The following is a 14,084-nucleotide window of genomic DNA, read 5'->3' as shown; positions in this document are numbered from 1 at the left end:
ATATAAGGTATTTTTATTGGACTCAATTTGTGTTAGAATTTAATAAAGTAATCTAATGATTAAAGCATTAATGATTAAATCTAATGATTAAAGTGACAGTAATAGCATGTAATTAACAAAAGTAGGTAGCAATATAAGAGAACATAGGAATGGGGCGATTTTATGGAGTATTATGTAGTTATTGATTTGGAAATGTGTATGGTTGATAAAGTTATGAAAAGATATATGAGAGGAATGCGTAATGAGATTATTCAGATAGGTGCAGTAATGCTTGATATGTCACACAATATTGTTGATGAATTCTCAACATATGTCAGACCGCTTTATGGAGAGCTTGATGAGTTTATTATTGAACTTACAGGAATCACAGATAACGATCTTACTGATGCACCAATACTTAGAACAGCAATTGACAGATTTGTGTCATGGATTGGTGATAGGCAGGTAACAGTAATGTCCTGGAGTGCTTCAGATTATTATCAGCTTCAGAATGAGATGAGAGCTAAAGAGATTAAGAATAATACAATAGATAGACTTTTTGAGACATGGCTTGATTTTCAGAGAACATTTGATAAGATGATAGGTAGTAGTAAGCAGTGTGCACTTGAAGATGCAATGAGAATCGGACATATTGAATCACTTGGACGTATACATAATGGACTTTGCGATGCTTATAATACAGCAAGATTATTTAGAAAGATACACAGACAGATAGCTGTAATACCTGATTTTGAACCGATTGAACAGTATATAAGAGAAGAGCCGGTTCACCAGCTTAGTTATTCTTTGGGTAATTTTTTTACACCTGATATGATGGCGATGCTTAGAAAAAATGAAGCGGAACAGTTGTCAGAGTCTGATAAAGATGTAGAGAATACTGATGAATATGAAGATATGATATCTGATGTTCACTGGTGTTTTAAAAGAAGAGTGCATGAGATGCTTAACGAAGATGAGGATGATGAAAGTAACGGCTTAGTTGAGACTGGGAATACAGATGATAAGACTTGTTGCAAAGATAATTGGTATGGAGAAAATGTAAGGATATTAGAAAGAGAGATGCGAAGAATTGATATCACACAACAGCTTACTAATATGCTTATTAAGAACAGAGTAGATATTGCATGTTGAGTTTGCCTAAAGAGAGAATGTTTTTAGAAGATTGATAAAGTCAATATTAAAAAGGGAGAATGTTTTATGAAAGATAGTACTTTATTAAAGGGTGGTTTAATAGTTCTTATATTATATGCTATATGGGAGAGCATTACGATGTCTGGATGTCTGGAAGATAAAAAAACATCTGAATGTGCTTTTTTATATTGCGATAATGAGTGCAAGTCTGGAGATAAATATTGCAAAGAACATCGAAAAGAGCTTGATGAGGATATGAAGAAAAAAGCTGCTGAAGAAGAAAGTATCAAAGAGAGTAGCAAAGAATCAGAAACAAGAAAATCGACGTCTGATTATAAGAAGAAAAGTACTACAACAACGACTACAACTGACAAGACAACTACGTCATCTGGCAGTAATAAACATACCGGAAGTGGTAGTAAAAAGTATAATTACAATACAAAAGATTCCTATGATGCAGGATATGAAGATATATATGACGACGATGATTATGATTGGGATCGCTATGACAGTGATGATGATTACAGATCAGGTGTTGATGATGCGATGGATGAACTTGATTATTAAGTAGAATTTGAGAGGAAAAAAGATGAAATTTAATTATAAGACAACAATGTATGCCTGCTTTACCGGATATATAGTGCAGGCGATAGTTAATAGTTTTGTGCCACTTTTGTTTGTCACATTTCAGAAAAGTTACAATATACCATTATCTAAGATAACGCTTTTGATTACAGTTAATTTTGCAATACAGCTTATTATAGATATGTTATCAGCTGGTTTCATAGATCGGATTGGTTACAGAGCATCAGTTATAATAGCACATATATGTGCAGTTATGGGACTTGGAATGCTTACTTTTTTGCCAGAGATATTTGAAGATCATTTTACAGGCATAATAATATCAGTAGTAATATATGCGATAGGAGGAGGACTTATAGAAGTTCTTATAAGCCCTATTATAGAAGCATGTCCAACAGACAATAAGGAATCAACGATGAGCCTTTTACATTCTTTCTATTGTTGGGGATGTACAGGAGTAGTACTTGTATCAACTATATTTTTTAAAATATTTGGAATAGAGAATTGGAAGATACTTACACTTATATTGCTTATAATACCAGTAGTTAATATTATATTATTTGCCAAAGTTCCAATATATAGTCTACATGAAGAGGGTGAATGTGGATTCACAATGAGGGAGCTTTTTAGAGAAAAAATATTTTGGATACTAATGCTTATGATGTTATGTGCAGGTGCATCGGAACAGGCGGTAAGTCAATGGGCATCCACATTTGCAGAGCAGGGGCTTGGAGTTAGTAAAGCACTTGGAGATCTTATAGGACCAATGCTATTTTCAGTGCTTATGGGAATATCAAGGCTCATATATGGGAGATATGGAGAGAGAATGGACCTTGACAGATTTATGAGATATAGTACGATTCTGTGTATAATCTCATATATGTGTATATCACTTATCAGAGTTCCGATTATTGAACTTATAGCTTGTGGAATATGTGGTTTTTCAGTTGGAATAATGTGGCCTGGTACATTTAGTAAAGCATCAGCATCAATAAGACGTGGCGGCACAGTTATGTTCGCAATGCTTGCACTTGCAGGAGATCTTGGATGTTCTGGAGGTCCAACACTTGTAGGAATGGTATCAAGTGCATTAGATAATAATCTTAGAATAGGAATATTATCAGGGATAATCTTTCCTGTAATCTTGATAATTACACTTATAATAATTAAGAAAGTTAGTGTTAATAATCGATTGGAAAGAGAAAGTTAAGATTAGAGTATATAAGTTCACAACAAAGGTGGTATAGTAAAATGTGGAAGATAAAGCACATATTTGATGGAGAATATGGATGTGAGGCACTAATGCCTGGACAAAAACCAAAAGTATCAGTTACACTTGTAGATGAGAGTGGAGCTGAGAGATATGTATTAGTTGAAGATGAATGGCTTATACAAAAAGGGCTTGATGAAGGCGACATTTGGACAGATAACTTATAGAATGAATAGGTGGTGTTGATATGGCAAAAGGAACTAATCAAAAATTAAAACTTGTATATCTTACTAAGATTATGCTTGATAAAACAGATGATGAACATAGTCTTACAATGGCACAGATTATAGAAGAACTTGCCAAATATGATATAAGTGCAGAACGAAAGAGTATATATACGGATCTTAATGATATTAAAGACAAGATTGGAATAGATATTATTAAGGAATCTGTTGGACGTGAGACTTATTATAGAGTAGGTCAGAGAAAATTTGAACTTGCAGAGATTAAGCTGCTTATTGACGCTATACAGGCATCAAAATTCATAACACAGAATAAATCAAGAGAACTTATTAAGAAGATAAAAGGACTTGTAAGCGAATATCAGGCATCAAAACTTCAAAGACAAGTATATGTTCAAGGCAGGGTAAAGACTATGAACGAGAGCATATATTATAATGTTGATGATATATATAATGCGATTGCTGAGAATAAGAAGATTAGATTTAAATATTATAAGTGGAATACAGATAAGGTGCTTGAGCCAAGGCATAATAATGAATACATAACTGTAAGCCCATGGGCACTTACATGGAATGATGCTAATTACTATATGGTTGCATTTGATGATTATAGTAAGGAGTGTAAGCATTACAGAGTTGACAAGATGAAATATGTAAGTATTACAGACGAGATAAGGGAAGGCAAAGAGCGATTCGAGAATCTTGATATAGCATCATATTCTAAGATTAATTTTGGTATGTATCATGGCGATGTAAAAAAAGTAAAGATACAGTTTCCTAATGATATGTGTGGAATATTCATAGATCGTTTTGGTAAAGAAGTTATAATGCGACCTGTAGATAATGATAACAGTGAAGTTATTGTCGATGTTGCAGTAAGCAGCCAATTCTTTGGCTGGATATTTAGCCTTGGTAATCGTGTAAAAGTAACTTCGCCGGAAGATGTAGTAGAACAGATGCGGGATGCAGCTAAGCAGTTTTTAGATAATTACAGGATATAATGCAATTGTATTTTTATTATTTTATAATATAAAAATCAGGAGGATTAAAGATGTATATTGAAAAAATTAATGGACCTTTAGATGTTAAGAAACTTACAATTGATGAATTAATAGTACTTGCTGATGAGATGAGACATGCACTACTTATAAGAGCAAGCAAACATGGCGGACATTTTGGACCTAATTTTGGTATGGTAGAAGCAACAATAGCTATGCACTATGTATTCGAATCACCTAAGGATAAGATTGTATATGATGTATCACATCAATGTTATCCTCATAAGATGTTAACAGGAAGAAAAGATGCATATCTGTATGAAGAGCATTATGATGATGTTACAGGATATACTAATCCTAACGAAAGTGAGCATGACTTTTTTACAATAGGTCATACATCAACATCAGTAAGTCTTGCATGTGGTCTTGCCAAAGCAAGAGATTTAAAAGGTGAAGATGGTAATGTGATAGCAGTTATTGGTGATGGCTCATTAAGTGGTGGCGAAGCACTTGAGGGAATTGATTATGCAGCTGAACTTAATAGTAATATTATTATTGTAATCAATGATAATGATATGTCTATCGCAGAGAATCATGGTGGATTATATAAGAATCTTAAGCTTTTAAGAGAGACTAATGGACAGGCAGAATGTAATCTTTTTAAAGCAATGGGACTTGAATATATATATGTTAATGAAGGTAATGATATAGCTTCATTGATTGATGCATTTAAAAAAGTAAAAGACATTAATAAACCGGTAGCAGTTCATATTAATACATTAAAAGGTAAAGGATATGCACCTGCAGAAGCTAATAAAGAACAGTGGCATTATCATGGCCCTTTTAATATTGAAACAGGTGAATCTCTATACAAAGGAACAGGTGAGGAGAACTATGCATCAATTACGAGAGATTATCTGCTTGATAGGATGAAAAAGGATAAGAAAGTTGTTGCAATTACATCAGCAACACCAACAATTATGGGATTTACAAAAGAATATCGTGATATTGCAGGTGAGCAGTTTGTTGATGTTGGAATTGCAGAAGAGACAGCAGTTGCACTTGCAGCAGGAATAGCAGCTAACGGTGGCAAGCCTGTATATGGTGTATATTCAACATTTCTTCAAAGAACTTATGATCAGTTGACACAGGATCTTTGTATAGACAGTAATCCGGCAACAATTCTTACTTTTGGTGGTTCTGTATATGGAATGAGTGATGTAACACATCTTGGAATTCAGGATATTCCAATGCTTAGCAATATACCTAATCTTGTATATCTTGCACCATCAACTAAGGAAGAATATCTTGCAATGCTTGACTGGAGTATTGAACAGAGTGATTATCCTGTAGCAATACGAGTACCAGCAGGCAGATTTATATCAGATGGCAAGAATGTGACAAAAGATTTTTCAAAATTTAATAAGTATGAGATAGAGAAAAAAGGAAGTAAAGTTGCAATCATAGGACTTGGTACATTCATGGAATTAGCTTATAATACTGCTGATGAGATAAAAGCTAAGACAGGAATTGAAGCAACAGTTATTAATCCTTATTATATATCAGGAATTGATAAAGAAGTTCTTGAAGAACTCAAAAAAGAACATCAGCTTGTAATTACACTTGAAGATGGAATTACAGATGGTGGCTTTGGAGAGAAGATTACAAGATTTTATAGTATTTCTGATATGAAAGTTCTTAATTATGGACTTAAAAAAGAACTAATAGATCGTTATAAAGTAGAGGATGTATTAAGAGATAATCGTCTTACAAAAGAGCAGATAACAGAAGATGTAATGAGGTTATTATAATGAATACCAGACAAGAAGCCATTGAATATGGTTTATCATTTAATAATACTTATCTTGAAGCACCATTTCATGATGATAATTGGCAGCTTATAAGAGTAAAAGAAAGTAAGAAGGCTTTTTTGTGGATATACGAAAGAGAAGGTTGTATTAATCTTAATGTAAAAGTTGATAAAGAATGGAGAGAATACTGGCGCAATGCATTTGCGTCAGTAATTCCAGGCTGGCATCAGAATAAGGAACATTGGAATACAATAATACTTGATGGAACAGTTCCTGATGAAGTTGTTAAGAAGATGATAGCTGAGAGTTATGATATTGTAACATCGAGTCCAACTAAGAGAATCTATGAAGCAGTTAAGATGATACCAAGAGGCAAAGTTGCAACTTATGGTCAGATAGCTTATCTTGCCGGTAATAAAGATATGGCAAGAGCTGTCGGCAATGCACTTCATAAGAATCCAGATCCTGTTAATATTCCATGTTATCGCATTGTTAATGCCAGGGGTGAGCTTGCAGGAAAGTTTGCTTTTGGTGGAGAGAAAGTTCAGGAAGAACTTCTTGCAAATGATGGAATAGAAGTTGTAGATGGGCGAGTAGATCTTAATGTATATGGAATAGATGTTAGTGAGATAAAAAGAGAATAGTTAGTATTAGGCAATTTTAAAGAACTGTGATATACTTACTTGGAAAAACATATGAAAAGGTGGATATATTTTGAAAAAGCAGATTAATTACATCGAATTACTAAAAGAAACGCTTATACTGACAATAGCAGTAGCAATAGTAGCACTTGGTGTTTATTTTTTTATGGTACCAAGTCATACAACAGTAAGTAGCATAACAGGTCTTGGAATAATACTTACTAACTTTATTCCACTTAAACTTTCTGCAATTACAATGATACTTAATGTATTTCTTCTTATTGTAGGATTTTTAACATGTGGTAAGGAATTTGGAATAAAAACAGTATATACAAGTATTGCACTTCCGGTTATTCTTGGAATATTAGAACAGGCATTTCCAGGAAATGAATCGATTACAGGCAGCCAGGAACTTGATGTATTGTGCTATATTCTTATCGTAAGTTTTGGACTTAGTATTCTATTCAATCGTAATGCATCATCAGGAGGAATAGATATAGTAGCAAAAGTTATGAATAAATATCTTCATATTGAGTTAGGCAAAGCGATGTCGGCAGCCGGTATATGTATAGCGCTTTCATCAGCACTTGTATATGATAAGAAGACAGTAGTGCTTAGTGTTCTTGGAACATACTTTAATGGAATAATACTTGATCATTTTATATTTGATCATAATATGAAGCGTAGAGTATGTGTGATAACCAAAAGAGAAGAAGAACTCCGTAACTTTATAATTAATGACCTGCATAGTGGAGCAACAATCTATGAATCAATAGGTGCGTATAATATGGAGAAACGTAATGAGATAATTACAATAGTTGATAAAGGTGAGTATCAGAAACTTATGAATTATATAATAACAGAAGATCCAGAAGCATTTGTTACAGTATATACTGTATCTGATATGCGATACAAACCTAAAAAAAATAGTACTAATAAGTAAAGTCTATTACTGAAAAATATAAAGATTTGAGTAAGACACGCCAGGAAAATAACTTTGTTCGTAGTTTATATATGAATAAAATATAAGAATTTAAGAATATCAGAGTATAGATAATAATGCTAATGAAGATTATATTAGCTATTTATACTCTGATATTTTAATATATTCATAGAACATCTAATAAGATGATGTTGGACAGAGAATATCGGCTAGAGAAGTATCTAGCAAGATGATATTAAACAGAGAATATCAGATAGAGAAGTGTCTAACAGATACATATAGAATAGATAGATTTTAAGAGAATATTTATAAGTATCTGTATAAAAATATCTTTAGAAAAATCTAAACAACATATCATAATTACTATATCCAAGAACTAAATGATAGATAAAAAGTGCATAAAACCGTCAAAATATCCAAAAATAGTATTTAGAATTATTTAAAATATAAAAATATTTTAAAATGAAATAAAAAACATATGGAAAAATATTAAAAATGTGATAAAATAATTAACGTAACATATAAAATAATTGTGCAATTTTACAAGGAGAGGGTAAAAGCACTTGCAGACATAATGTACATCGTAATATGTCTGCAATAAGTCTGTAGATTACGATGTGGGAAAGAGGATTATGATGAAGAAGAGATATGTAAAAGCATTATCATTATTACTTGCAGCAACTATGAGTGCAGGAAGTGTAACATTAGTAAATCCGACAGGTATAATATATGCCGCAGAGACGGACAATGTAACATGGCAGAATGTCCTTACTGATGAAGAAGTTAATGAACTTACGAAGAAAGTATCATATGACAGAGTATCAGTACATGATCCATCTGTTGTATATGATAATAATGGAAGTTACTATATATTTGGTTCTCATATGGGCGTAGCAAAGAGTTCGGATCTTAAGAATTGGACTAATGTAACAGATGAGAGTGAGACATCAGAATTGTTTGGAGATGCTAATGGACAGGTATTGTCATATAATGAAGCATTTAAGAGCAATGCTTATACAGGGACAGTAACTGTAAGAGGTAAAGACGGTGCAGAATATCAGGCTGATTTTGGCTCATATAATATTAATGAGTGGATATCAGATAATACAATTCAGGGTAATATGTGGGCACCTGATGTTATATATAATAAAGCTATGGGCAAATGGTGCATGTATCTAAGTCTTAATGGTGCAAAATGGAATTCATCAATTGTGCTTCTTACAGCAGATGATATAGAAGGGCCTTATGTATATGAAGGACCAGTTGTATTCTCAGGCTTTAGTACATCAGATTCAACTAAATCATACAAAAATACGGATCTTGAACTTATTACAGGCACAACAGATGAGCTTCCTGATAAATATAATAAGATATCAGATGGAACATGGGGAACATATTGGCCACATGCAATAGATCCATGTGTATTCTATGATGATGACGGAAGACTGTTTATGTCTTATGGTTCATGGTCAGGTGGAATATATATGCTTGAACTTGACGAGAATACAGGTCTTAGAGATTATACAGTAAGTTATGAAAGCGATTATGACAGTAAGGGAGCATCAGTAACAAGCGATGAATATTTTGGTAAAAAAATAGCAGGTGGTTATTATGTATCAGGAGAAGGTTCATATATTCAGAAGATAGAAGATAAGTATTATCTGTTTATGTCTTATGGCTTTTATTCACCGGAAGGTGGTTATAATATGAGAATATTTAGTTCTGATAATCCTGATGGACCATATACAGATGAGAGTGGCAACAGTGCTATTTATAATAAATATGTGATGAATTACAGTTCTGTTAATAGTAGTGATAACAGAGGACTCAAACTTTTTGGTAATTACAAATGGAATACAATGGATATAGCAGAGGTAGCACAGGGACATAATTCAGCTATAGTAACTAATGATGGTGCTTTTGTCATATATCATACCAAATTTAATGATGGAACAGCAGGGCATCAGATAAGAGTACATCAGTTATTTACTAATGAAGATGGACAACTTCTTGCAGCACCATATGAATATTCAGGCGAAAGATTATCTAAAGAGCCATATACGAAAGAAGAAGTTGCCGGTGAATATGAAGTGATAATTCATGATTTTCAGGTTAATTATGCAGATCTTGAATATAACGAAGTTAAGAATATAATTCTTAATACAGATGGAACAATAACAGGTGCATATACAGGAACATATGAGATTAATGATAAGAATGTCAATATAGCTCTTGATATTAATGGAAAAGAGTATAAAGGTGTTCTACTAGAGCAGGCAATGGACAATACTAACATTAAGACGATGTGTTTTACAGCGGCATCCAAAGATGGAGTAACAATATGGGGATCAAAAGTCGCAAGTGATGATGTTGTAGTTGCACAGAATGTAAAAGAGTTAAGCGTAGCAATACCATCTGTTGTATATGGCGATATTGAACTTGACACAAATAGCACTAATGGAGCAGTAGTTACATGGTCAAGTAGTAACGAAAATATAATATCACAAGATGGAATTGTTAATAAGCCATCACAAGATGAGATAGTCACACTAACATTAACAGTATCAAAAGGTGAATATTGTTATAAAAAAGATTACAATGTACTTGTAAAAGCAGCTAAACAAAATGTAAGAAGCAGACTTCTTGTAGCAGAATATTATACAGATGAAGAGGTCGATATATCAACTGGACTTGATAAGAGTATAGCAATAGATAATCCATTATATAAAGGCAATACAGGAGGCCTTGATCTCTCAGGAGGAGTAACAGTTGAATTCGATGTTAAGAAAACTGGAGATTTGCATATGCTTGGAACTATATTATCATTCATGGGTAATGAAGGAAGTCTGGGAAGAATGTATTTTACACCAGGCTCATATCTTGGATACAATGGAGCAGCCGGATATTTTGATGCGAATATGAGAGATTACGCACTTGTTAATGATTATATAGGCGATGAAGCTCATGTTGCGATTAATCTTAATAGTGATGGTTATAAAGTGCAGATTAATGGCGAGACTGTATATACAGAGGATATAGTCAATACCGATGCCGGTTCAGGAACAGTCACAGACTATGGAAGAATAGTTGAATGGCTTAATGAACAGGCGGATAAAGTATATCTTGGATATGGTTCATGGTGGAATGCAGCCGGATATGATGAAGCTAATTGTACAGTAAGTAATCTTAAGTTCTATGCAGAGCCTATAACAGGAAAAGAATATGCAGAGATTGAATATACACCAGAAGATGTAATACTTAATACATCTTCAGACATTAATTATGATATTAATCCATTTGAAGGAAAGAATATTAAAGAACTTACACTTGAATATAATATTAAATTCAGTGATGAAGCAGCCAAAAATGGATGGGATGGATTATTCTCATTCTATAATAGAGAAACAGGAGGAAGAGTATCAGTTCAAAGTGCACCATATCTTTGTTACAATGATTCAACCGGTAACTGGATTGACATTAACCAGCCTTCAATGAGTGGAATTAAGAATATGGCTGTATTGTCAGACAAAGATAAGACTCACAATGTTATTATTAAAATAACTAAGGATGAGATTAAGATAGTATTTGATGATGAAGAACTTCCTATTGTTAAGAATAGTTCAGGAGCATCATATTCAGATATTCTCTCATTCATATCATCATGCAAGGATATTACTTATGGAGTAGGACTTGCTAAGAGTTCATATTGGAATACAGAGATGTGTGAATTAACAGATATGAAATTCAGTGCTGTTGTGGAAAAAGAATCAGAACCTATAAGATATGCAGATTTTGAGTATGATAATGAAGCAGCATGGGGTAGTTATGTTAAAGCATCAGTTAAAGTTACTAACAATAATGAGACAGCAGAAGACGCATGGAAAGTTGCTTTTGAATATGATGGAGAGATAAAACAGATATGGAATGCCGAGATTATAAGCCATGAAGGTAATACATATGTAATTGGACATCCATCATGGAATAAGACTCTTGATGCGAATGAGACAGTAGAATTCGGTTTTATAGCAGAATATGAAGGACAGGAATTACCAGTAATTGATGAGATTACATTTGAAGGTAATAGAATTACACATGATGACAGTGATACAACAGTAACCATTGAAAAACATGGAGTCTGGAATGATGGATATAATGCCAATATAGCGATTACTAACAACACTGACGAGGATATGGAGAGTTTTGTAGTAGAATTTGATTATTCGGATGAGATAACACTTATGTGGGGTGCCGAGATAATAAGTCACGAAGGTACACACTATGTCATAAAAGGTAGTGAATATAATTCGGATATAGCTGCAAATGGTAGTTTTACAGCAGGATTTAGTGCAACATCTTCTACTACAGAGACAGTTCTTGAGAATGTAGTTGTTACATCAATGAGATAGACTAATGAGAAATGCAATAGGAAGATAAAAATAGTAAAGAGAGGATACGAGTAGCAATAAAGAATAGTTTAAAAGTATACAAAAGAGTAATAGATTAAATAGAGTAGTAAAAAATAAAATGGGGCTGTCGCATTAAGAAATTAGTGAGATGCCCCTTTTTCTATGTTAATGCGGTACATAATCTAAAAAATAAATCCCAGGCTTCGAAAAACCTGGGATTTATTGTAAAATATTAGTATGCTACTACGTAATAGATTACAAAAAGATTATACTTTAAATCAGAGTGATATCAACTAAAACTTCCACATTTGCTTTGCAACTATACAATAGTTAGTAATTATAATTAGATATAGTAATTGCATTAGTAATTGTATAGAAGTAAAGACTTATATTAAATCATAATATTATAAGCTAAAATCTGTATACAAAAAATGTATACAATTACTAACAAAAGAGAATTAATTATGCAGCAAGTGAGATTTTAACCATCTCATCAGCAATATTAAGTGCATGATCTCCAATTCGTTCAAAATCTGTAAGCATCTCAGAGAATAATATACTTCCTTCATCAGAGCATATATTTTTCTGGATTCTATCATACATATTGTTCCTGAACTGAATAGTCATATCATCGATTTTTTGTTCAAAAAATGCAACAAGTTTATGCCATGTTATGTAATCTTCAGGAATATCTTCAAGAAGCTCAAAAAGCTTTTCACAAGTTTCCTGCATCTCTTTTAATTCAAGACTTGCAGCTTCTGAGAATACAATCTGTTTTTCTGCAATCATCTTAGAATATCCGGCAATATTAACAGCATGATCACTTAATCTTTCAATATTGCTTGTTATTGAAAACATTGAGTTAAGTACCTGACTTCCGGCTTTTGATTTCTCGAAAGATATAACAGAAGTTATATATTTTGAGATCTCTCTGTTTAGATAGTCTACATAATCTTCACGCTTTTCGATAACGTTATATTTTTTTAGATCGTGGTTGGCAAATATAGAGAGTGACTCAGATACATTTAATTTGGCAAGTTCAAGCATTCTTGTAACTTCTTTTTTAATACTTTCTATACATACAAGTGATGATGTAGCAAGTTTCTCTTTGTCGATATGTTTAAAATCGATGAGGTACATAGTTTTCATTTCATCAAGAACTTCATTATCATCTTTTCCATTATCTTTCATTAACATAGTAGCAAGTTTTGGAAGATAACTTCCAATAGGAAGTAAGAGTATAGTTGTTACAATGTTAAATATAGTATGAAGATTAGCAATCTGTGAAGTAACATTATATGGTGAGATATTAGTTATAATGTTTAAAAATGGAGTTACAAGACATATTATTGTGAATATAACAGTACCAAATACATTGAACATTATATGTATAAGAGTAGTTCTTCTTGCGTTGACATTAGTTCCAACAGAAGCAAGAAGTGCTGTAATACATGTACCAATATTTTGTCCAAAGAGGATGAAGGCGGCACTGTTAAGACCTATAGCACCACTTTTGGCAAGAGCCTGAAGTATACCGACTGAGGCGGAAGAAGATTGAATAATTGCAGTGAATACAGTACCGGTTAGAATTCCAAGAATAGGATTTTCAAACTTAGTTAAAATATTAACAAAAGAAGGCGATTCTGCAAGAGGTTTCATAGCATTTCCCATCATATCCATTCCTATGAAGAGAATTCCCAGTCCTGCAAGAATCTGCCCTGCGTTTTTAGCTTTTTCATTTTTTATAAATACTACGATAGCGACTCCGACAAAAGCAAGCAGGGGAGCTATAGCACCTGCATCAAGTGCTATAAGCTGTCCTGTTATAGTAGTACCAATATTGGCACCCATAATAATCCATACTGCCTGTGTAAGAGTCATAATACCTGAATTAACAAAACCGACTACCATTACAGTTGTTGCTGATGAAGATTGAATAACAGCTGTAATAAGTGCACCGACAAGAACTCCAAGAAAACGATTAGAAGTAAGTTTCTCAAGGATTCCTTTCATTCTGTTGCCGGCAGCGGCTTCAAGACCGGTGCTCATCATCTGCATTCCATATAGGAATAAAGCGAGACCACCAAGAAGTCCCATTAATCTTGTAAATGACATTTTAT

The 14,084-nt window shown here is 33.0% G+C and carries 10 protein-coding genes; 9 read left to right on the top strand and 1 reads right to left on the bottom strand.

What is annotated here, in order from left to right:
- Positions 1–162 precede the first annotated feature (162 nt).
- The 9 genes from KQI85_RS11465 to KQI85_RS11425 all read left to right on the top strand — a co-directional run bounded on the left by KQI85_RS11465 (position 163) and on the right by KQI85_RS11425 (position 11,964).
- Positions 163–1,131, top strand: a complete 969-nt coding sequence (locus tag KQI85_RS11465; protein WP_216576229.1) for a 3'-5' exonuclease — start codon at positions 163–165, stop codon at positions 1,129–1,131.
- 66 nt (positions 1,132–1,197) lie between these two features.
- Positions 1,198–1,698: a hypothetical protein gene (locus tag KQI85_RS11460; RefSeq protein ID WP_216576228.1), complete on the top strand. Its 501-nt coding sequence runs from the start codon at positions 1,198–1,200 to the stop codon at positions 1,696–1,698.
- 22 nt (positions 1,699–1,720) lie between these two features.
- Positions 1,721–2,923: a sugar MFS transporter gene (locus KQI85_RS11455; protein WP_216576227.1), complete on the top strand. Its 1,203-nt coding sequence runs from the start codon at positions 1,721–1,723 to the stop codon at positions 2,921–2,923.
- A gap of 41 nt (positions 2,924–2,964) precedes the next feature.
- Positions 2,965–3,150 (top strand): hypothetical protein, encoded by a 186-nt coding sequence (locus KQI85_RS11450; RefSeq protein WP_216576226.1) that lies wholly within the window; start codon positions 2,965–2,967, stop codon positions 3,148–3,150.
- Between the two features lie 20 nt (positions 3,151–3,170).
- Positions 3,171–4,166 (top strand): YafY family protein, encoded by a 996-nt coding sequence (locus KQI85_RS11445; RefSeq protein WP_216576225.1) that lies wholly within the window; start codon positions 3,171–3,173, stop codon positions 4,164–4,166.
- 50 nt (positions 4,167–4,216) lie between these two features.
- Positions 4,217–5,974: a 1-deoxy-D-xylulose-5-phosphate synthase gene (locus KQI85_RS11440; protein WP_216576224.1), complete on the top strand. Its 1,758-nt coding sequence runs from the start codon at positions 4,217–4,219 to the stop codon at positions 5,972–5,974.
- Positions 5,974–6,618 (top strand): methylated-DNA--[protein]-cysteine S-methyltransferase, encoded by a 645-nt coding sequence (locus KQI85_RS11435; protein ID WP_216576223.1) that lies wholly within the window; start codon positions 5,974–5,976, stop codon positions 6,616–6,618. Before KQI85_RS11440 ends, KQI85_RS11435 begins: the two co-directional genes overlap by 1 nt.
- Positions 6,619–6,688: 70 nt before the next feature.
- A complete protein-coding gene (locus KQI85_RS11430) occupies positions 6,689–7,558 on the top strand; it encodes a YitT family protein (protein ID WP_216576222.1) in 870 nt (289 codons plus the stop codon).
- A gap of 632 nt (positions 7,559–8,190) precedes the next feature.
- Positions 8,191–11,964 carry a lipocalin-like domain-containing protein gene (locus KQI85_RS11425; protein WP_216576221.1) on the top strand — a complete coding sequence of 1,258 codons (3,774 nt, stop codon included), beginning with the start codon at positions 8,191–8,193 and terminating at the stop codon, positions 11,962–11,964.
- A 462-nt stretch (positions 11,965–12,426) separates the two neighbouring features.
- On the opposite strand, the gene KQI85_RS11420 is transcribed toward KQI85_RS11425, so the two are convergent.
- Positions 12,427–14,079, bottom strand: coding sequence for a Na/Pi cotransporter family protein (locus tag KQI85_RS11420; RefSeq protein ID WP_216576220.1), 1,653 nt, complete (start codon positions 14,077–14,079; stop codon positions 12,427–12,429).
- Between the last annotated feature and the right edge of the window lie 5 nt (positions 14,080–14,084).

Origin of the sequence: Falcatimonas sp. MSJ-15, assembly GCF_018918265.1 — a bacterium.
In the GTDB taxonomy this organism is placed as follows: Bacteria; Bacillota; Clostridia; order Lachnospirales; family Lachnospiraceae; genus Falcatimonas.
Note: the sequence above shows the minus strand (reverse complement) of the source record. Positions and strands in the feature narration are given on the sequence as shown.